Annotated in this window: 17 protein-coding genes; 13 read left to right on the forward strand and 4 right to left on the reverse strand. The window is 48.5% G+C overall.

What is annotated here, in order from left to right; all coding sequences use genetic code 11:
• Together AC4EVX_RS06120 and udp are read left to right on the forward strand one after the other, a co-directional pair.
• Entirely contained in the window at positions 1-1,218 is a 1,218-nt protein-coding gene (locus AC4EVX_RS06120) for a dicarboxylate/amino acid:cation symporter (RefSeq protein ID WP_490159787.1), read from the forward strand.
• 296 nt (positions 1,219-1,514) lie between these two features.
• Entirely contained in the window at positions 1,515-2,297 is a 783-nt protein-coding gene (udp, locus tag AC4EVX_RS06125; protein ID WP_490159788.1) for a uridine phosphorylase, read from the forward strand.
• A 177-nt stretch (positions 2,298-2,474) separates the two neighbouring features.
• Here the strand turns inward: udp and AC4EVX_RS06130 are convergent, their stop codons facing one another.
• Complete coding sequence (locus AC4EVX_RS06130) at positions 2,475-2,963, reverse strand: helix-turn-helix domain-containing protein (RefSeq protein WP_490159789.1); 489 nt, start codon at positions 2,961-2,963, stop codon at positions 2,475-2,477.
• Here AC4EVX_RS06130 and AC4EVX_RS06135 point away from each other — a divergent pair.
• The 10 genes from AC4EVX_RS06135 to AC4EVX_RS06180 all read left to right on the forward strand — a co-directional run bounded on the left by AC4EVX_RS06135 (position 2,962) and on the right by AC4EVX_RS06180 (position 12,916).
• Positions 2,962-4,128 (forward strand): glycoside hydrolase family 31 protein, encoded by a 1,167-nt coding sequence (locus tag AC4EVX_RS06135; RefSeq protein ID WP_490159790.1) that lies wholly within the window; start codon positions 2,962-2,964, stop codon positions 4,126-4,128. The two genes, AC4EVX_RS06130 and AC4EVX_RS06135, sit on opposite strands and share 2 nt — an antisense overlap.
• 57 nt (positions 4,129-4,185) lie before the next feature.
• On the forward strand, positions 4,186-5,535 hold the full coding sequence (locus tag AC4EVX_RS06140; RefSeq protein ID WP_490159791.1) for an MATE family efflux transporter: 1,350 nt from the start codon (positions 4,186-4,188) through the stop codon (positions 5,533-5,535).
• 385 nt (positions 5,536-5,920) lie between these two features.
• Positions 5,921-7,132, forward strand: coding sequence for a 6-phosphofructokinase (locus AC4EVX_RS06145; RefSeq protein WP_490159792.1), 1,212 nt, complete (start codon positions 5,921-5,923; stop codon positions 7,130-7,132).
• 200 nt (positions 7,133-7,332) lie between these two features.
• Positions 7,333-7,842, forward strand: coding sequence for an SEC-C metal-binding domain-containing protein (locus AC4EVX_RS06150; RefSeq protein WP_177977354.1), 510 nt, complete (start codon positions 7,333-7,335; stop codon positions 7,840-7,842).
• A gap of 169 nt (positions 7,843-8,011) precedes the next feature.
• Positions 8,012-8,767: a methyltransferase domain-containing protein gene (locus AC4EVX_RS06155; protein WP_177977392.1), complete on the forward strand. Its 756-nt coding sequence runs from the start codon at positions 8,012-8,014 to the stop codon at positions 8,765-8,767.
• Between the two features lie 11 nt (positions 8,768-8,778).
• Positions 8,779-9,657 carry an Hsp33 family molecular chaperone HslO gene (gene hslO / locus AC4EVX_RS06160; protein WP_490159793.1) on the forward strand — a complete coding sequence of 293 codons (879 nt, stop codon included), beginning with the start codon at positions 8,779-8,781 and terminating at the stop codon, positions 9,655-9,657.
• 45 nt (positions 9,658-9,702) lie between these two features.
• Positions 9,703-10,362: a deoxyribose-phosphate aldolase gene (gene deoC, locus AC4EVX_RS06165; RefSeq protein WP_490159794.1), complete on the forward strand. Its 660-nt coding sequence runs from the start codon at positions 9,703-9,705 to the stop codon at positions 10,360-10,362.
• An 18-nt stretch (positions 10,363-10,380) separates the two neighbouring features.
• Entirely contained in the window at positions 10,381-10,833 is a 453-nt protein-coding gene (locus tag AC4EVX_RS06170; protein ID WP_490159806.1) for a cytidine deaminase, read from the forward strand.
• A 61-nt stretch (positions 10,834-10,894) separates the two neighbouring features.
• Positions 10,895-12,091 (forward strand): phosphopentomutase, encoded by a 1,197-nt coding sequence (locus AC4EVX_RS06175; RefSeq protein WP_490159795.1) that lies wholly within the window; start codon positions 10,895-10,897, stop codon positions 12,089-12,091.
• A gap of 267 nt (positions 12,092-12,358) precedes the next feature.
• The gene (locus AC4EVX_RS06180; RefSeq protein ID WP_177977351.1) at positions 12,359-12,916 is read left to right on the forward strand and encodes a DUF5662 family protein; all 558 of its coding nucleotides are present in this window, start codon (positions 12,359-12,361) and stop codon (positions 12,914-12,916) included.
• Between the two features lie 662 nt (positions 12,917-13,578).
• Here the strand turns inward: AC4EVX_RS06180 and AC4EVX_RS06185 are convergent.
• On the reverse strand, positions 13,579-14,217 hold the full coding sequence (locus AC4EVX_RS06185) for a metal-dependent hydrolase (protein ID WP_177977350.1): 639 nt from the start codon (positions 14,215-14,217) through the stop codon (positions 13,579-13,581).
• A gap of 378 nt (positions 14,218-14,595) precedes the next feature.
• A complete protein-coding gene (gene pyrG / locus AC4EVX_RS06190) occupies positions 14,596-16,206 on the reverse strand; it encodes a CTP synthase (RefSeq protein WP_177977349.1) in 1,611 nt (536 codons plus the stop codon).
• 365 nt (positions 16,207-16,571) lie between these two features.
• On the opposite strand from pyrG, the gene ftsH reads away from it, so the two are divergent.
• On the forward strand, positions 16,572-18,632 hold the full coding sequence (gene ftsH, locus AC4EVX_RS06195) for an ATP-dependent zinc metalloprotease FtsH (RefSeq protein WP_490159796.1): 2,061 nt from the start codon (positions 16,572-16,574) through the stop codon (positions 18,630-18,632).
• Positions 18,633-18,821: 189 nt separating this feature from the next.
• On the opposite strand, the gene AC4EVX_RS06200 is transcribed toward ftsH, so the two are convergent.
• The gene (locus AC4EVX_RS06200; RefSeq protein ID WP_177977347.1) at positions 18,822-19,283 is read right to left on the reverse strand and encodes a hypothetical protein; all 462 of its coding nucleotides are present in this window, start codon (positions 19,281-19,283) and stop codon (positions 18,822-18,824) included.
• Between the last annotated feature and the right edge of the window lie 10 nt (positions 19,284-19,293).

Genomic DNA, 19,293 nt, shown 5'->3' on the forward strand with positions numbered 1-19,293 from the left:
ATGAATCTGATAAAAAAATGGAACAGTCTGGGGCTGTTCACGAGAATTATGATTGGATTTGTTCTTGGAATCGGAGCAGGAGTGATTCTTGGTGAGAAGGCAGGATGTCTTGCGTTTCTTGGAACGATCCTGACTCGCCTTTTGACGATGGTGGTAGCTCCGCTGGTGCTGGGACTTCTGATCTGTTCCGCAGCGGATGTAAAAGATTTCCGTACACTTGGAAAGATCGGTGGAAAGACACTCGGAATCTTTCTCGGCGGTACTGCAATCGCTGTTGCGATTGGTCTTGTGCTCTGTAATGTGATGCAGATCGGTGCAGGATTTGTGATGGAGACGACTCAGGCTTATGATGCAACGGAGGTTCCGAGCATTGTAGATACCCTGATGAATATCATTCCGACAAACCCATTTAACTCTCTGAGTACGCAGAACCTGCTTCAGATTATTTTCTTTGCCCTGCTCCTCGGCTTTTCTCTGATTAAACTGGGAGATAAGGGAACGCCTGTTCTTGATTTCTTCCGTGCATGGACAGAAGCATGGAAGGAGATCACAAACATTGTTCTGGAATTTACTCCGTATGGTGTTTTTGGACTTATGGCAGACATCGTCGGAAGATACGGAATGGATATTCTGGTTCCGTACATGAAGACAATCGGTGCCTGCTACCTGACCTGTGCATTGTTTACGATTTTTGTTCAGGGTGGTCTTATGGTTGGACTGTATGGAAAAATCAGTCCGATCAGGTTCTTCTCTGTTATGAAGGAAGCCATTCTCTTTGTATTTGCAACCTGCTCGAGCGTAGCGACGATTCCGCTGAACTTAAAGTGCACGAAAGAACTTGGAGTCAGCGATAAGATTGCAGACTTTGTAATCCCGTTTGGTGCTGTCATGAATATGAATGGTACCGCAATTTATGAGGCAGTTGCCGTTATCTTTGCTTCTCAGGTATTTGGAATCCATCTGACCGTGACTCAGCAGATCATGGTAATGCTGACCGCAGTTCTGGCATCCGTCGGAACTGCCGGAATTCCGGGTTCTGGTCTTGTGATGCTGACGATTGTCCTGAATGCAGTCAATCTTCCGCTTGAGACGATCGGTCTTCTCGCCGGAATCGACAGAATCCTGAACATGGCGAGAGTGATTCCGAACATTGTGGGAGATGCAGCGGCAGCAGTTGTTGTTGCAAAGAGTGAGAAGGAGTTAAATCCGATTAAATAAATCAATCAAATAAGAAATCCAATCTTTCTGCCAAAAGATGTGAGATAAAATGTGATAATCAACCAACCCATTAACTAAGAAAACGCGAAAACCTTCCTGGATGAAATGAGAAAAATCCCGGGAGGCTTTCGCGTTTTTTCTGTCACTCAGCGCGGGTGTGTATTTGTTTTTCTGACTTCCGGAAATCCTCAAAATCAGGTATAATAAAAGATACCCCTTAAACACAGAAAGCCTGTGTTTGTGTGGAGAATATCTTATAAAATCAGAAAATTTTATTATGGAAAGGGGCGTTTGTTATGTCACTTATCTATGCAAAAGGAAAAGAATTTCACATTCAGACGACACCGGAGATCGTGGGAAAATATGTGATTCTGCCGGGAGATCCGGGGCGGTGTGAGAAGATCGCAAAGTATTTTGACCATGCGGAGAAAGTCGCGCAGAACCGGGAGTTTGTGACCTATACCGGGGAACTCGACGGGGAGAAGGTCTCGGTCTGTTCAACCGGAATCGGTGGGCCGTCCGCGTCGATCGCGATGGAGGAACTGATTCACTGCGGAGCAGATACGTTTATCCGCGTCGGGACTTCGGGTGGTATGCAACCGGAGGTCTGCGGGGGAGATCTTGTGATTGCGACCGGAGCGGTCCGCATGGAAGGGACGAGCAGAGAGTATGCACCGATCGAGTATCCGGCAGTCGCTCATTACGATGTCGTTGAGGCACTCAAAGTGGCGGCGGATCAAATGCATGCGAGGAGTCATGTCGGTGTCGTGCAGTGCAAGGACAACTTCTACGGTCAGCACTCGCCGGAGACGATGCCGGTGTCCTATGAACTCGAAAATAAGTGGAATGCGTGGGTACAGTGCGGGGCACTTGCATCGGAGATGGAATCGTCCGCTCTCTTTATCGTGGGTGGAGTGCGCCGTGTCCGTGTCGGCTCGGTGATGCTCGTGATTGCGAACCAGACCCGCCGTGCGATGGGTCTTGAAGATCCACAGGTCTATGACACCGATCTTGCGGTTCGCGTCGCTGTGGAAGCTCTGCGCGAGCTGATCCGCAAGGACAGAGAGAAACAGGTATAAGCGCAAAAAAATCCCCTGCCCGCTTTCTCCTGGGAAAACGGGCAGGGGATCAAAAAGGGGAGGATAAGTATTTTTCATTTTTCTTTGGTACTAATGACAGTATTTCCCGGATCAGCCGGTTTATACAGGAACATGAAAAAATGATTTTTTTCTTTTTGCGTTTTTGGACAGACTCCATCAAAACTGAGTGGGATCGGCAAGGATGGCGTCTCCCTGTCCAAGCTGTTTCATTCGTGCCCGGTACTGCATCGGAGTCATGCCGTGAAGGGCGCGGAACGATTTAAGAAAACTGCTGTAATTCGTAAACCCGCTGTTGGTACAGGCATCAAGCACACTGCAACCGGAGATAATCTCACGTCGGCAGTTCTGCATGCGCAAATCATTGATGTAATCGTGAACACTCTTCATCGTGTACTCTTTGAAGGCGCGGGAGAGGTGCTCTCTGCTGGTGAAGAGATATTTTGCGAGAGAGGTGGCTGTGAGATTCGGGTCGGTGTAGTGGTTGCGAATGTATTCGACAGCGTCGGAGATCAGCGCGCTCGTGGAACTTGGAGATTCGATCTGCTTTTCTTCTACGAGCTGATTGATGAAGAGCTGAAGTTCGACAAGCTCGCAGAGAAGAATCGTATCCTGACATTCCTTTTTGATATGAGGAATCTGAGCCATGCGCTCAAGAAGTCCACGAAGATCCCAGGTAGAACTTGCAGAGGTATATCCGGGAGAGCGTCCGTACATCATCAACCGTGCGGGTTACGCAGGAATCCAGAGATACGCACAGGTCTGGGGCGGTGACAACCTGACAGATTGGAGAACCGTGAAGTTCAACATTGCGACGATCATGGGAATGGGACTTTCCGGTTGTGCAAATATGGGTTGTGACATCGGTGGTTTTGCAGGTGGAGCTCCTGAAGCAGAACTTCTGCTTCGCTGGATTCAGAGTGGTATCTTCCAGCCTCGTTTCTGCTTGAATTCGGCAAATAACGACAACACTGTGACTCAGCCGTGGATGTACGAGGAAAATATGGAGTATGTGAGAGCGGCATATGCACAGCGTTACCGCATGCTTCCGTATCTGTACAGCCTGATGTATGAGGCAAACCAGAACGGTATGCCGGCAATGCGTCCGCTGTTTTTGGAGTTCCCGGAGGATGTGAAGTGTTACAGCGATGAGAACCTGACATTCATGTTCGGAAAGAGCGTGCTGGTCGCAAACGTTGTGGAGCCGGGGGCAACGACCCGCACGATCTATCTGCCGGCAGGTTGCAGATGGTTCGATATGAATGACAATATGAGAGAGTACGAGGGCGGTCAGACGATCACAATTCCGGTAACGCTCGGAAGCATTCCGATGTTTCTGAGAGGAAGCGCTGTCTATGTGACGAGTGAGGATGTGAAGCACATTCTTGCGGATACGATGAAGCAGGTAGACCTCCTTGTGAGTGCAGATACCGATACCAGTTTTGTGATGTATGATGATGACGGTCACACGGAAGATTACAAGAATGGTGTCTATGCGAAGACGATGATCGATGTGAAGGCAGGCGATCAGACTGTGCTGACCTTTGACACGGAGGGAACGTATGAAAGCCCGGTTGAGCGGATGACAATCAAGCTCGTCAGCAAGCAGAAGGGTGCGTTCTGGGTGACGGTTGACGGCGAGAGAATTCCCCGCTATATTGTAAGAGACGGATGGGATCAGGCAGAGTCAGGATGGTATTACAACCTCTCTGACAGAACGATCTGGGTGAAGTATCCGGCTCCGGCAAAGAAGAAATACGAAGTCATCATTTCCAAGGAGAAATTTGACCTGATCGGAATGGTGGAAGAGTAAAAGAATTTTGGCTGTCGATAACGAACGAATGACAGAAATGAGAGGAAAACAACAGGTATGAGCAAAGAAACGACGATGGATTTAACGACGGGAAGTCCAATCAAACAACTTTTTTTATTTTCCATTCCGCTTGTGCTTGGAACGATATTCCAGCAGCTTTACAGTTTTGCGGATACGGTGATTGTCGGACGATTCATCGGCGTTTCAGCATTGGCAGCGGTGGGCACGACCTATTCCCTGAACTTTTTGATTCTGGGATTTGTGCAGGGACTCTGCGTGGGTTTTGGAATTCTGATCTCGCAGAGTTTTGGCGCACATGACCGAAAGGAATTGCAGACGTTTTTTGTGAATGGAGTGATTCTTGCAGTCGTGATCGGTGCGGTTCTCACAGTGGCAACGGTGCTGATGGCAGAGCCATTATTGAAATTGATTCGGACGCCCGAAGATATTCTCGGGATGGCGGTGGACTACATCAGGATCATCTTTCTCGGAATTCCCGCGACGATGCTCTACAATTACTCTGCAAGCGCGCTCCGCGGAGTCGGGGATTCCAAGCATCCGTTTTATTTTCTGTTCTTCTCAAGCGTGCTCAACATCGTGCTCGACTATATTTTCATTGTGCCGATGAACGGTGGGGTTGCAGGGGCAGCGTGGGCGACGGTCATCAGTCAGCTGATCAGCGGAATTCTCGATATGTACTGGCTGTTGTTCCGAATTCGTCTGATGCAGGGATGGAAAAATGGAATTCGGTTCAGTCCTTATCATGCAAAGCGTCTCTGTGTCGTCGGACTTCCGATGGGATTTGAGTACTCGGTTTCCGCAATCGGTGCCGTTGTGATGCAGGGAGCAATCAACAGTCTTGGAAGTGTCGCAGTCGCAGCGCAGACGGCGGGAGAAAAGATCCGCCAGATGTTCACGCTTCCGATGGAGAGTGTCGGAATGGCGATGGCAACTTACACCGGACAGAATTACGGTGCAGGGCGGATTGACCGCATCAAGGAAGGAATCAGGAGCGGACTCAAAATTCAGTACATCTACTGTGTGGTTGTCTGGGGCGCAATTTTCTTCCTGAAAAAGCCGTTTGTCGGTCTTGTCCTCGGAGAGACGCAGAGTGAGGTGGCTGTGGAGGCAATCGAGTATTTGTTTATCATGAGTTTCCTGTTCTTCATCCACGGCTCGTTGATGATTATGAGAAATACGCTTCAGGGACTCGGATACAGCTTCCAGGCGATCATCTCCGGAATCGGAGAACTCGTCGGTCGAAGCCTTGGCGGTCTTCTCGCAGTTTCGGGACTGGGGTATCTTGCGATCTGTCTCTCAAACCCGATGGCATGGCTGTTTGCACTGATTTACTGTTGCGTGACGGTGAGATATTATCTGAAAAAATGTGAGACGCAGATGCGTTGAGAACCAACGAAAGCCACGTCTGTGCAGGTCTTAGAGGACTTGTGCAGATGTGGTTTTTTGTATGATAGGAAATTGCGTCCTATCATACAAAAACGCTCCGCGAGGATGCGCACTCGGCGCAGGGGAAGATGGTTGCCGAAGCAACCGCGCCTCGGCGCGAGAATGCGCCAGGGCACATTCTTTTTTATATATGGGTAGGAATTTTCTGGATATAGTTATGGTAGCAGATTTTGTTGATTTGTTAGAAAAGAAACACAGGTTGACGTTATTTCCCGAAACCTTTATAATTTTCTTGAGAAAATATGCAGATGGTCGGAACAGGTCTGGGGAATCAGAGGATTTTTCAGACAGGTGACGAGAGAAACACAGGAAGGAAAATTACAAGATGAAGAACGTGATTGTCGGTCAGTCTGGCGGTCCTACCGCAGTGATTAATGCAAGTCTTTACGGAGTCATCCGCGAAGCACTGAAATCAGAGGAAGTTGGTCATGTCTATGGAATGATCAATGGAATCGAGGGCTTTTTACAGGATAAGTATATGGATCTCGGAGAGGAACTCTCAGAGGGCGAGTTAGAGCTTCTGAAGCTGACTCCGGCGGCCTATCTTGGTTCATGCCGTTACAAACTGCCGGAAGATCTGTCAGTAGTTTTTTATCAGACGATTTTTGAAAAACTCAATGATCTGAATATCGGATATTTCTTCTACATCGGAGGAAATGATTCGATGGATACGGTGAGCAAGCTGTCCCGCTGTGCACAGGAGAATGGGAGCGACATCCGTTTCATCGGAATTCCAAAGACGATCGATAACGATCTGATTCTGACCGATCATACGCCGGGTTACGGAAGTGCGGCAAAGTATGTGGCTTCCACGGTCAGAGAGATCGTGCTTGATGCTTCTGTCTACCAGCAGAAGGCAGTGACGATCGTGGAACTCATGGGGCGTCATGCGGGCTGGCTGACCGCCGCAAGTGCGCTTGCAAGAAAGTTCCCGGGCGATAACCCGATGCTGATCTATCTGCCGGAGTCGAACTTTGAGCTTGCAGATTTTGCGAAGGATCTTGAGAAGGCACTTGAGAAGAGAAACAGCGTGATTGTCTGCGTATCCGAGGGAATCTCCGATGCGTCTGGAACCTTTATCTGCGAGTATGGAGATGAGGCGATGGTTGACAACTTCGGTCACAAGATGCTGACCGGATGCGGAAAAGTGTTAGAGAACTTCGTGCGCCGTCAGCTTGGAATCAAGGTGCGCTCGGTGGAGTTGAATGTCAGCCAGAGATGCAGTGGAATCGGGTCGTCACTGACCGATATCGAGGAGGCATCCCGCGCCGGAAGTGAGGGCGTGAAGGTGGCGCTTGCAGGAGAGACCGGTGTGATGGTCGCATTTAAGAGAACCAGCGACGATCCGTACCAGATGGAGTGCGCAATCGAGGATGTCAATAAGATCTGCAATCAGGAGAAGCCGGTACCGGCAGAGTGGATTGTAAACGGAAATGATGTCTCCGAGGAGTTCATCACCTATGCACGTCCGCTGATTCAGGGAGAGCCGATGCGCCCGATGAAGGATGGTCTGCCGGAGTATCTGCATAGAAGGTAAGAAAAGATTTGCAAAATTTTCGTACTTGTTATATACTATGTAAGAGTCTGTACAGAGGGATCTCTGTGCCCGAAATGTGTTTGTGACAGAAAGTATTGCGAAACCGATTTTGAATGAAACACGTTTTGGTATATACAGGAAATCAATAACATCGAAATGATGCAAGAAAATGTAAAAAAACGAAGGAAGGAAACAAAATCATGGCATTATTAGAGACATGGAGAAACCTTGCTTACGGCAATGGTTTGAGTGATAAAGAGAAGGAAAACCTGTGGAACGGTTACTTCACGATCGAGAAGGGCATCTACGAGCAGATCCTTTCCAACCCGACTGAGGTTGTTACCGGAACTGTTAAGGGACTGGCTGAGAAGTACGGTACCGAGGTTCTGATCATGACCGGATTCCTTGATGGAATCAACGAGAGCTTAAAGGGTTACGAGAATCCGATCGACACGATGGACGAGGATACCGAGGTTAAGATCGAGATCGATCCGGAGAAGCTGTACTACAACATGGTAGAGGCAAAGGCTTCCTGGCTGTATGAGCTTCCGCAGTGGGATTCCATCCTGAGCGAGGAGACCCGTAAGGAACTTTACAAGAAGCAGAAGGCATCTGGTACAATCCGCAAGGGAAAGAAAATCTTCCCGAACGATCCGTGCCCGTGCGGAAGCGGTAAGAAGTATAAGAAGTGCTGTGGTAAGAACGCATAAGTTGCGAGGAGATACCGTGGATGATCGTTGCAGTTTACGCAGTGAGTGAACAGCAATGCCATAAGAGGTGAAAGAGGAGCAGGAGTATCCGGTTTACGGCGGGGTGCACCTGCTCTTTTTGCCACATGGAGAGAATATATTTGTTGCAAAAGAGGTGAAAAAGAAAACGATGGATGCATATACAGGATTTGCGGGAGTGTATGATCTGTTTATGGACAACATTCCTTATGAAGAGTGGTGTGAGTATCTGACCGGGCTTCTGAAGGAGTATGGGGTGGAGGATGGACTTGTCCTCGACCTCGGATGCGGAACCGGAAAACTGACTCGTCTTTTAGCGGATTATGGTTATGATATGATCGGTGTGGATCTGTCCGAGGAAATGCTTCAGATCGCGGTTCAGAAGGAGGCAGAGGAGCCGAGAGGAATTCTGTATCTGGAACAGGATATGCGAGAGTTTGAGCTTTACGGAACGGTTCACGCGGTTGTGAGCATCTGCGATTCGATGAATTATCTGATGGAGTACGAGGATCTCGTTCAGGTTGTCCGCCTTGCGAATAATTACCTTGATCCGCACGGAGTCTTTATCTTTGATCTCAACACCGTGTACAAGTACCGGGAAGAGCTTGGAGAGCAGACGATTGCGGAGAATCGTGAGGAGAGCAGTTTCATTTGGGAGAATTTCTACGATGAGGAGGAGATGGTCAACGAGTATGATCTGACGCTTTTTATCCGCGAGGAAGACGGACGATACGGAAAGTATGAGGAGACGCATTACCAGCGCGCCTATGAGCTGGAGACAGTCAAGAAGGCGATTGCGGAGGGCGGAATGGAACTCGTGGCGATTTACGATGCGTTTACACATGAGGCGCCGACTGAGGAAAGTGAGAGAGTGTATGTGATTGCGCGTGAGCGCGGAAAGGAATAGAGGGAGAAACGATGGGAGATTATATGATTCGTGCAACGGCGGCCGAAGGTCAGATCCGTGCATTTGCTGGAACAACAAGAGATATGGTGGAGTATGCACGCTCCGCTCATAATTTAAGCCCGGTGGCATCCGCCGCACTTGGCCGTCTGATGACCGCAGGTGCGCTGATGGGTTCGATGATGAAGGGGGATCAGGATCTTTTGACTTTAAAGATCAACGGAGATGGTCCGATTCACGGCATCACAGTGACGGCTGATTCTCACGGAAATGTAAAGGGCTATGTCGGAGATCCGCAGGTTATGCTTCCTCCGAATGAGTTTGGAAAGCTCGATGTCGGCGGTGCAGTCGGTATCGGTGTGCTCAGCGTGATCAAGGATATCGGTCTGAAAGAGCCGTATGTCGGTCAGACTCAGCTTGTGACGAGTGAGATCGCAGAGGATCTGACCTACTATTTTGCAACCTCTGAGCAGACTCCGTCGAGTGTGGCACTCGGAGTTCTGATGAATAAGGATAACACAGTTCGTCAGGCAGGCGGATTCATCATCCAGCTGATGCCGGGAGCATCCGAGGAGATCATTTCCGGTCTTGAGGAGAGGCTCAAGGAGATCACTTCGATCACCTCTCTGCTCGATGCAGGAAATACGCCGGAGCAGATTCTTCAGAAAGTGCTTGGCGGATTTGGTCTGGAGATTCTGGATTCGATGCCGGTTCAGTTCCATTGCAACTGCTCCAAGTCGAGAATCGAGAAGGCACTGATCAGTGTCGGAAAGAAAGAATTGCAGAGCATGATCGATGACGGAGAGACGATTGAGGTCAACTGTCATTTCTGCAACAAGCATTATCCGATTACGGTTGAAGAACTCAAGGAACTGCTTGAGAAGGCAAAATAAGAGTAATATTGGATCGAACAAAGTGAAGGAGAAGGGGGAGACAAGATGGAGAAGAGAGAACTTGCGCACTATGTGGATCACACACAGCTTTCTCAGACTGCGGTCTGGGCGGATATTGAGAAACTCTGTGATGAGGCGATTCGTTTTGAGACGGCGTCTGTGTGTATTCCGCCGTCCTATGTCAAGCAGGCGAAGGAGTATGTCGGGGAGAAGATGGCGGTATGCACCGTGATCGGATTCCCGAACGGATACAACACGACCGAAGTCAAGGAGTTTGAGACGCGTCAGGCACTTGAGGACGGAGCGGATGAGATCGACATGGTGATCAACCTCGGCTGGGTCAAGGATGGACAATATGATCTTGTGGAGGAGGAGATTCGCACGCTCAAAAAGGCATGTGGGGAAAAAATCCTGAAGGTTATCATCGAGACTTGTCTGCTGACTGAGGAAGAGAAAATCCGCATGTGCGAGGTTGTGACGGCTTCCGGAGCAGATTTTATTAAGACCTCGACCGGATTTTCCAAGGCAGGCGCAACGTTTGAGGATATTGAGCTGTTTGCAAAACATGTTGGAGAGAATGTGAAGATTAAGGCAGCGGGTGGAATCTCAAGCCTTGAGGATGCAGAAAAATTCCTTGAACTCGGGGCAGACCGTCTCGGAACGAGCCGGATTGTGCGTCTTCTCGAAGCAGAGGAGCAGGCATAGATGAATCATAAGAATACCATGTATACCGACACCATGCATTCGCAGGCAGCTGCGGATGAGATGACAAAAAAGCTGATTGAGCAGGCGACAGAGGCGATGGGACGCGCGTATGCGCCGTACTCTCATTTTCAGGTGGGAGCTGCGCTTCTGACAAAAGATGGAAAAATCTATCTTGGATGCAACATTGAGAATGCGGGCTACACGCCGACAAACTGTGCGGAGCGCACGGCGTTTTTCAAGGCAGTCAGCGAGGGCGAGCGGGAATTTGAGGCGATCTGTATCATCGGCGGAAAGAACGGTGTGGCAAGTGGAGTGACAGCTCCGTGTGGCGTCTGCCGTCAGGTGATGCGGGAATTTTGCAACCAGAGTACGTTTCGCATCATTCTTCCGGACGGGGCAGATTCTTATCAGGAGTTTTTGCTGGAGGAGCTTTTTCCGCTCAGCTTCGGTCCGGAAAATCTGTTGGATTGATTAAGAAATAGCACAGATCGCAAGAAAACAGAACGGTTAGAAAGAATGGAGGATGGACAGAATGGCAGAAAAGACATTTAAGCGGGCTTTTGTGATTGTACTGGATTCTCTTGGAATTGGAAATGCGAAAGATGCAGGAGAGTATCACGATGCCGGAACCGACACGCTCGGTCATATCTCGGATACGGTGGAGACGCTGGATATTCCGAATCTTCAGAAACTTGGACTGGCAAATCTTCACCCACTGCGCCAGGTCCCGAAGGCAGAGCATCCGCTTGCTTACTATGCGCGGATGAATGAGGCGAGCCACGGCAAGGATACGATGACCGGACACTGGGAGATGATGGGCTTAAAGACGGTAAAGCCGTTTATCACATTTACGGATCACGGATTTCCGCCGGAGCTGATTGCAGAGCTTGAGAAGCGCACCGGTCACAAGGTAATCGGAAATAAGAGTGCGAGTGGAACAGCAATCCTCGATGAGCTCGGAGAGGAAGAGATCGCGACCGGTCATATGATTGTTTACACCTCGGCAGATTCTGTGCTTCAGATCTGCGGAAATGAGGAGACGTTTGGTCTTCAGGAACTCTATCGTTGCTGTGAGATTGCGAGAGAGCTGACGATGAAGGATGAGTGGAAGGTCGGACGCGTCATTGCCCGCCCTTATGTCGGAAAGAAAAAGGGCGAGTTCAAGCGCACGAGCAACCGTCACGATTATGCGGTTCCGCCGTTTGGAGAGACTGCGCTTGATGCACTCAAAGAGGCCGGACTTGATGTGATTTCCGTGGGCAAGATCAATGATATTTTTGTTGGACATGGAATCACCGAAGCTCTTCACTCAAACAGTTCGGTTCATGGAATGGAGCAGACGATTGAGATTGCAAAAGAGGATTTCCGCGGACTCTGTTTTGTCAACCTTGTGGATTTCGATGCACTCTGGGGTCATCGCAGAAATCCGGTCGGTTATGCGCAGGAAATCGAAAAGTTTGACAAGAAGCTCGGGGAACTGCTTCCTCTGCTCGGTGAGGATGATCTGCTGATTCTGACCGCAGATCACGGAAATGATCCGACTTACACGGGAACGGATCACACGAGAGAGCAGGTTCCGCTTGTGATTTATTCCAAGGGATTTGAGGGAAGCGGAGAGCTTCCGGAGACGAACACATTTGCAGTCATCGGCGCAACGATCGCGGATTACTTTGGCGTGAAGATGCCGGAGGGAACGATCGGAACTTCGATTCGTGAGGAACTCAAATAAAGGAAAAGTAGAAAAATTGAGAAAAAAACAGTGGAATCCGTGACGAGAATGTGCTAAACTGTGCTCTGTGAAAATTTTGTCTATCAGAATGCTAGTCTACCACGCCTGAACAACTGGATGAGACGTGGGCGAATGAGATGGAGATGATCTGTCTGTGATTTTCTGTACAGGTTTTGTCTCTGTTTTGAGCAGGGGATTATTTAAAAACAGGATGATATAGAAGATAGAAGTAAGAAGTAGAAGCAGAGAAACAGGAGAGTGAGAACGATGGAACATAAGGCATGGCATCATTTTCTGACGATCACACAGCACAAGATTCTGGTGATGGAGAACTGTTTTCGGGTGGGACTTTACCGGCAGGGATTGCTCCATGATCTGTCGAAGTACAGCCCGACGGAATTCTTGACAGGAGTTCGCTATTATCAGGGAACCCGTAGTCCGAATGCAGCGGAGCGTGATGAAAAAGGATATTCTTCCGCATGGCTTCACCATAAGGGAAGAAATAAGCATCATTTTGAGTATTGGATTGATTTTTCTAAGACAGCCGGTGGAATGGCAGGTTGCAAGATGCCGGTCAACTATCTCGTCGAGATGGTGATGGATCGAATTGCGGCCTGCCGGGTTTACCGGGGAAAAGATTATACGAGTGCATCGCCGTGGGAGTATTATCAGCATGAGATGCCGTATCTGGATGGGTATATGCATCCGGACACAAAAGCTGAGCTGGAAAAAATTCTGATTATGTTGCGCGACCAGGGCGAGAGGAAGGCATTTTCTTATATGCGTTATCTTTTGAAGCAGGGAGATTACCGGGTTAAAAAGTAATCTGGATTTGAGACTTTTCGGGCAACTGGGTATTTGCATATTTGTATCTTGTATCTGATCAGGAACCGTTAATCATTTGAGGAATCTGAATCAGTGAAAACGTCGCAAAAATACGGATAAAGTTCTGCATAAGATTCGAGTTCTGCTTCTGACTGTGGAAGAAATGGGATCAGTCCCGTGCAGTCAGTTGCAGAGCACGATTGAAAATCAAGTTCGTCGAGAGCGGACGAGTTCACCTCACATCGATAGGGATCCGGGTCAGGGTTCCTTTTTTTGTTTTGGAAATCATTTGGCTGGTTATTTTTAGACATTAGAAAATCCCCTTTCTTTTTGTGGATGCTAGGCTGCCTGTTTTTTATTGTGGCAAGTATAGCATTCACTTGAGTAGGGGATTTTATGCGAAGTATTGGTATGGATTGTATGATTTTATTTGGCAGGGCGCCGACGGCAGAAAAAGTCATGCAAACTCGTTCTCACTCCGGGTTCAACGTAGCGGTGCATAAAACCGCAAAATACGCGGTTTAAACACCGACGTTTCACACGGGTTTGCCTGTACTTTTCTGCCTTACATCGCGCGAGGTTGAGTCAATCGAAAGTAAAAGAAAAACGATTAGAAATATTTTTATGGAATTTATTCAGGTATTGTAAAAGTTTTTTCTCTTTTATGGAAAAAGAAAGGCAAGAATCAGCGATGCAAAGCGTCTGATTGGAACCGAGGTAATAACCAGAAAAACGGTTGACACATTTCCAACGATCAGTAAGAGACGATTTACAGCGCCCTGAGAGGAGCACAGGCGCAGGCAAAATCCCTTTTTCATCGGCCAGAAAAGTTTTTCCTGACGGAAATTAAATATATCCAGCAGAAGATGAGAGAGAAAACCGACGCCAAAGTACGGAGCCGCATCCGGATAAATGACATCCATGCAGGCGGTCAGCATAATCATTGCCGGAAAAGAGTGCATAAATGAACGGTGTGGTTGTCTGGAACCGTAGGCACAGATCATAAGAAATGCCATTAAACCGGTCAACAGGCGGGAGACACTGCTGTTTTGCATCAGGCTTTCATAAACTCCAAGACGAAAACGATAATCGATGAAAATGACGATGGAAGTTACCGCAATCGTGGCAGTCATGATTTTATCGGCTCCCTGGTGAGCCTGTGAAGTACCGCAATCGATGTCACTGATCATCCCCCCGACTGCCGCTGCCGCCGTTCCGGTGATAAGAACGGGAAGAGTCTGCGGTTGTAAAATAGCCAGGGCAGATGCCATTCCGACTGCAAAGTGAGTTTTTCCTAACATTTGTAAAGTTCCTTTCCAAAATCTGTATATCTAAAATACTTTTATTTCTAGGGTGTAAGATGAAAAGCTAAATATTAAACTTTCATTATAGTCCATCCCATAGCTGAAGGAGTGGGGTTTTCACATATTTGTTGTAAAGTGGTAGAGACTATCATATCAGAAAATACAGAAAAAGACGAGAACTTTAAAAAAACAGACTTGAAAAATTAAGATATTCAGAAATATAAAAAACTGTGAAAACTCAGAGATTAAAAACAATCTGGTTTCTCACAGTTTTTTGGTTAGACAGATAACAGCTCCGACGGGCGGAAAAGATTCTGCAAACCCGGAGTGAGAACGAGTTTGCAGAACTTTACCCGCCTGTCGGAGCGTAAAGTATTAGATCTCTCCAGCCTTCTTCAAAGAAGCCTCAACAAATCCACGGAACAGCGGATGTGGGCGGTTCGGGCGGGATTTCAGCTCCGGATGTGCCTGGGTTGCGATGAACCACGGATGAGACGGGATCTCGATCATCTCAACGATACGTCCGTCTGGGGAAATTCCGGAGAGCATCATGCCATTCTCCTGAAGAACGGTGCGGTAATCGTTGTTGACCTCATAGCGATGACGATGACGCTCATGAATCGTCTCCTCACCGTAGAGCTGGTATGCCTTCGACTCCTTATTCAGAACACACGGATAGGAGCCGAGACGTAAGGTTCCGCCGATATCCTCAATACCATTCTGGTCAGGCATCAGGTGGATGACCGGATGAACCGTGGACGGGTCAAGCTCTGCACTGTGCGCATCGCTGTAGCCGACTACATCGCGGGCAAATTCAACGATTGAGAGCTGCATTCCGAGACACAGACCGAGGAACGGAATGTTGTTTTCACGCGCATACTGGATCGCAAGGATCTTTCCATCGATTCCCCGGGAACCAAATCCGCCCGGAACAAGGATTCCGCTGACATCGCCGAGAATCTCACCGACATTCTCTTTTGTTACAGTCTCAGAATCTACCCATTTGATATGAACCTCTGCATGGTTTGCAACACCGCCGTGTTTCAAAGCCTCGACGACAGAGATGTAAGCGTCATGAAGCTGAGTGTACTTTCCGACAAGGGCAACGGTCACCTCATGCTCCGGATGCTTCCAAGCGTCGATCATTGCGCGCCACTCCGTCAGATCCGGCTCCGGACACTCAAGCTGGAGACACTGGCAGGCAACCTCAGCGAGATGCTCCTTCTCCATTGCAAGCGGTGCCTCATAGAGAACTTCGACATCGAGGTTCTGAAGAACGTGGGTCTTCGGAACATTACAGAACAGAGCGATCTTACTGCGGATCGAGTCGTCAAGAGGATGTTCGCTACGGCAGACAAGGATATCCGGCCAGATTCCCATGCTCTGAAGATCCTTTACGCTTGCCTGGGTCGGCTTTGTTTTTAACTCGCCGGAGGCCTTGAGGTAAGGAATCAGGGTGACATGGATCAGAATTGCATTCTCATGACCGACCTCATGCTGGAACTGACGGATTGCCTCAAGGAACGGCTGGCTCTCGATATCTCCGACAGTACCGCCGACCTCAATGATTGCGATTTCGGTCTCGTTCGTGGAGTAGTTGCGGTGGAACCGGCTCTTGATTTCATTTGTGATGTGGGGGATAACCTGTACGGTGCCTCCGCCGAAATCTCCGCGACGCTCTTTCTGAAGAACGCTCCAGTATACTTTACCTGTGGTGACATTGGAGTTCTTGGTCAGGCTCTCATCAATAAAACGCTCATAGTGACCGAGATCGAGATCGGTCTCTGCGCCGTCGTCGGTGACGAATACTTCACCGTGCTGAACCGGGTTCATGGTGCCCGGGTCGATGTTGATGTAAGGATCAAACTTCTGCATGGTTACCTTGTAACCGCGGGCTTTCAAAAGACGACCGAGGGATGCGGCGGTAATTCCTTTTCCCAGACCGGAGACAACGCCTCCGGTGACAAAAACGTACTTAACTGGCATGACTGTGAAACCTCCTTTTTCGCTGTGCATGTACTTCCAAAGTCTCAAAATAAAGTCAAATCTCAAAAAATTTAAGATTTCAAATGAAAAATAAATATGAAATGAAAAATAAATATTAAGAGATTAGATAAAAAGAGATTGGGGAAGTACATAATCATGTGGGGATAATACTATAAAAATGACTTCCGTAAAAATAACTTGTACATTATACATCTCTCAATCACAGAAATCCAGAGGTATTTGAAAAAAGTTATTTTTTTAAGTGCGCGCCTTGATTTCTAGGAAAACAGCCATTATAATGAGAACAGTTGCGCCAAAAAAGGGAGGCAAACAGACAAAAAAGAACAGGAGAACTTGCCTGAATTATGGACAAAAAAACAAACAACGGCTCTGAGGGAAATGGAAAATTACCGAAGGGTCAGCTTTTGCTTATCCTGATTGCAGTTCTGGTGACACTCTTTTCCGCAAATCTGATGCGGAGCTATATGATGAGCAAGAGCCAGAAAGAGATCAGCTACGATGCCTTCATCCGGGACGTGGATGATGGGCAGATTGAGTCTGTGACGGTGAGAAGCACGCAGATTCAGCTTCAGTATAAAAAGGATTCTGAAAAATACAATTCGGTGATTCAGTATTACACGATTCCGATGAATGATCTTCAGTTGACAGATCGTCTCTATGAGCACGGAGTCAAGATGAAGCGGGAACTTCAGGATACGACAGCGATGATTGAGACAATCATCAATTTGATTTTCCCGATCGCTCTGTTTGCGATGCTGATGTTTTTCATGTCAAAGCGCATGGGCGGTGTCGGAAAGAGCACGGCGAAAGTGTACATGGAGAAAGAGACCGGAGTGACATTTGCGGATGTCGCGGGAGAGGATGAGGCGAAGGAGTCCTTGGTGGAACTGGTGGATTTCCTTCACAATCCGGCGAAATACACGAAAATCGGCGCAAAACTGCCAAAGGGAGCGTTGCTTGTCGGACCTCCTGGAACTGGAAAAACTTTGCTTGCAAAAGCAGTGGCAGGAGAGGCAAAGGTTCCGTTCTACTTCCTTTCCGGATCAGATTTTATGGAACTCTATGTCGGTGTCGGAGCATCGAGAGTCAGAAGCCTGTTTAAGCAGGCACAGCAGACAGCTCCGTGTATCATCTTTATCGATGAGATCGATTCCATCGGAAGAAGCAGAAGCGGTTACGGCGGAAGCGATTCCGAGCAGCAGCAGACGCTCAACCAGATGCTCTCGGAGATGGACGGAATGGATTCGTCAAAGGGACTCCTCGTTCTTGCGGCGACAAACCGTCCGGAAGTGCTTGATCCGGCTCTCCTTCGTCCGGGTCGTTTTGACCGTCGCGTGATCGTGGACAAACCGGATCTGAAAGGACGGACCGAGATTCTTCAGGTTCATGCGAAAAATGTCTCCCTCGATGAGACTGTGGATCTTCCGGCGATTGCGCTTGCAACCTCCGGGGCAGTTGGTTCGGATCTTGCAAATATGATCAACGAGGCAGCGATTCTTGCCGTGAAGAATGGACGAAATGCCGTCTGCCAGAAGGATTTGTTCGAGGCGGTTGAGGTCGTTCTCGTCGGCAAGGAGAAGAAAGATCGTGTTCTGAGCAGGGAGGAGAGACGGATTGTCTCTTACCATGAGGTCGGACACGCGCTTGTCAGCGCACTCCAGAAAGACGCAGAACCGGTGCAGAAGATCACGATTGTTCCGCGAACAATGGGAGCGCTCGGCTATGTGATGCATGTGCCGGAGGAAGAGAAGTACTTAAACAGCAAGAAAGAGATCCAGGCGATGCTCGTCGGATATCTTGGAGGACGTGCCGCAGAGGAGATTGTGTTTGATTCTGTGACAACCGGTGCATCAAACGATATTGAGCAGGCGACAAAACTTGCGCGTGCGATGGTGACGCAGTATGGAATGTCCGAGAAATTCGGTCTGATGGGACTTGCCTCTCAGGAGAACCGGTATCTCGACGGACGTGTTGTCATGAACTGTGGAGATGCGACGGTAGCGGAAGTCGACAAAGAGGTGATGCGGATTCTCGATGAGGCTTACGAGGAGGCAAAACGCCTTCTGCGAGAGAATCGGGATGTGATGGATCAGATCGCAGAGTTTTTGATCGAGAAAGAGACGATCACCGGAAAAGAGTTTATGCAGATTTTCCGCAGATGCAAGGGAATTCCGGAGCCGGAGAATCAGCTGACACCGGCAGAAAAACTCGAGCAGGAAACCGAGAAAGAGATTGCCAAGCAGAACCCTGAGACAGAACTTGCAGGGCAGAATCAGAACGAGGAAATGCAAGAGTTCCCGTCTGCACAAGATGTGAACGGGGATGCGCAGGATGCACAGATGCAGGATGTGCCGAAGTCGGAAGAGGAAGAGACAAAGCATCAAATAAATTTGGAAGAAAATTGACAGGATACAGCAAGATCGATTTCAAATGCTCCAGTTGCATGAATAGAACGATGGATGAAATGAATGAGATTTTGCGTCTGAAAAAGCTGGTGAAAAACAGTGCGGTGATCCCTCAGGGATGGTTTTTCATCAGCTTTTTTCATTTCACAGAATCTCAAATCACAGAATTTTACAGGAATGCCCTGAATTTTACAGTCCCGGAAAAAGTGTCTCGGTCGTGGAGACGGAGGCTTTTGCGAGTGCTCTCTCAACCGCGCGGATCAGTGCCTGGGAAGTGTATTTCGATTCCTGTGGGTAGGTCAGATTTTTGAGAGACTGGGTTGCGCAGATCTGTCCGCTCAAGTTCTTGGCAGATGGGGCGACGAGAGGATACATTGCGGACACAGAATCGCTTAATGGGACGAGAGTGACACCGGTGATTTCGACTGCGTCTACGGTGACTTCGACGTTGACCTCCTGAGAACCGAGGTGAAGAGCACTCGAGTAGACACCGGGGTGGTAGACGGTTCCTTTGGCGGAGGCTGGAGTATCTTTTTTGGGGCGGAACATAATCACAAGCAGAAGGATCAGAAAGATGCCAAAACCGATAAAAACAGCGGTATAAATAATTTCCTTCATGCGGAGAACGACGATTTTTGTTTTGGAACTCATGGGAGAGACC

The sequence above is a fragment of the Brotaphodocola sp. genome (genome assembly GCF_983179755.1).

Bases quoted from the DNA above. Each gene is read 5' to 3' on its own strand.
- udp (WP_490159788.1), top strand. From the start codon at position 1,515: ATGTCACTTATCTATGCAAAAGGAAAAGAATTTCACATTCAGACGACA.
- AC4EVX_RS06180 (WP_177977351.1), top strand. From the start codon at position 12,359: ATGGAACATAAGGCATGGCATCATTTTCTGACGATCACACAGCACAAG.
- deoC (WP_490159794.1), top strand. From the start codon at position 9,703: ATGGAGAAGAGAGAACTTGCGCACTATGTGGATCACACACAGCTTTCT.
- pyrG (WP_177977349.1), bottom strand. From the start codon at position 16,206: ATGCCAGTTAAGTACGTTTTTGTCACCGGAGGCGTTGTCTCCGGTCTG.
- ftsH (WP_490159796.1), top strand. From the start codon at position 16,572: ATGGACAAAAAAACAAACAACGGCTCTGAGGGAAATGGAAAATTACCG.
- hslO (WP_490159793.1), top strand. From the start codon at position 8,779: ATGGGAGATTATATGATTCGTGCAACGGCGGCCGAAGGTCAGATCCGT.
- AC4EVX_RS06120 (WP_490159787.1), top strand. From the start codon at position 1: ATGAATCTGATAAAAAAATGGAACAGTCTGGGGCTGTTCACGAGAATT.
- AC4EVX_RS06140 (WP_490159791.1), top strand. From the start codon at position 4,186: ATGAGCAAAGAAACGACGATGGATTTAACGACGGGAAGTCCAATCAAA.
- AC4EVX_RS06175 (WP_490159795.1), top strand. From the start codon at position 10,895: ATGGCAGAAAAGACATTTAAGCGGGCTTTTGTGATTGTACTGGATTCT.
- AC4EVX_RS06130 (WP_490159789.1), bottom strand. From the start codon at position 2,963: ATGGCTCAGATTCCTCATATCAAAAAGGAATGTCAGGATACGATTCTT.
- AC4EVX_RS06170 (WP_490159806.1), top strand. From the start codon at position 10,381: ATGTATACCGACACCATGCATTCGCAGGCAGCTGCGGATGAGATGACA.
- AC4EVX_RS06200 (WP_177977347.1), bottom strand. From the start codon at position 19,283: ATGAGTTCCAAAACAAAAATCGTCGTTCTCCGCATGAAGGAAATTATT.
- AC4EVX_RS06185 (WP_177977350.1), bottom strand. From the start codon at position 14,217: ATGTTAGGAAAAACTCACTTTGCAGTCGGAATGGCATCTGCCCTGGCT.
- AC4EVX_RS06135 (WP_490159790.1), top strand. From the start codon at position 2,962: ATGCGCTCAAGAAGTCCACGAAGATCCCAGGTAGAACTTGCAGAGGTA.
- AC4EVX_RS06145 (WP_490159792.1), top strand. From the start codon at position 5,921: ATGAAGAACGTGATTGTCGGTCAGTCTGGCGGTCCTACCGCAGTGATT.
- AC4EVX_RS06155 (WP_177977392.1), top strand. From the start codon at position 8,012: ATGGATGCATATACAGGATTTGCGGGAGTGTATGATCTGTTTATGGAC.
- AC4EVX_RS06150 (WP_177977354.1), top strand. From the start codon at position 7,333: ATGGCATTATTAGAGACATGGAGAAACCTTGCTTACGGCAATGGTTTG.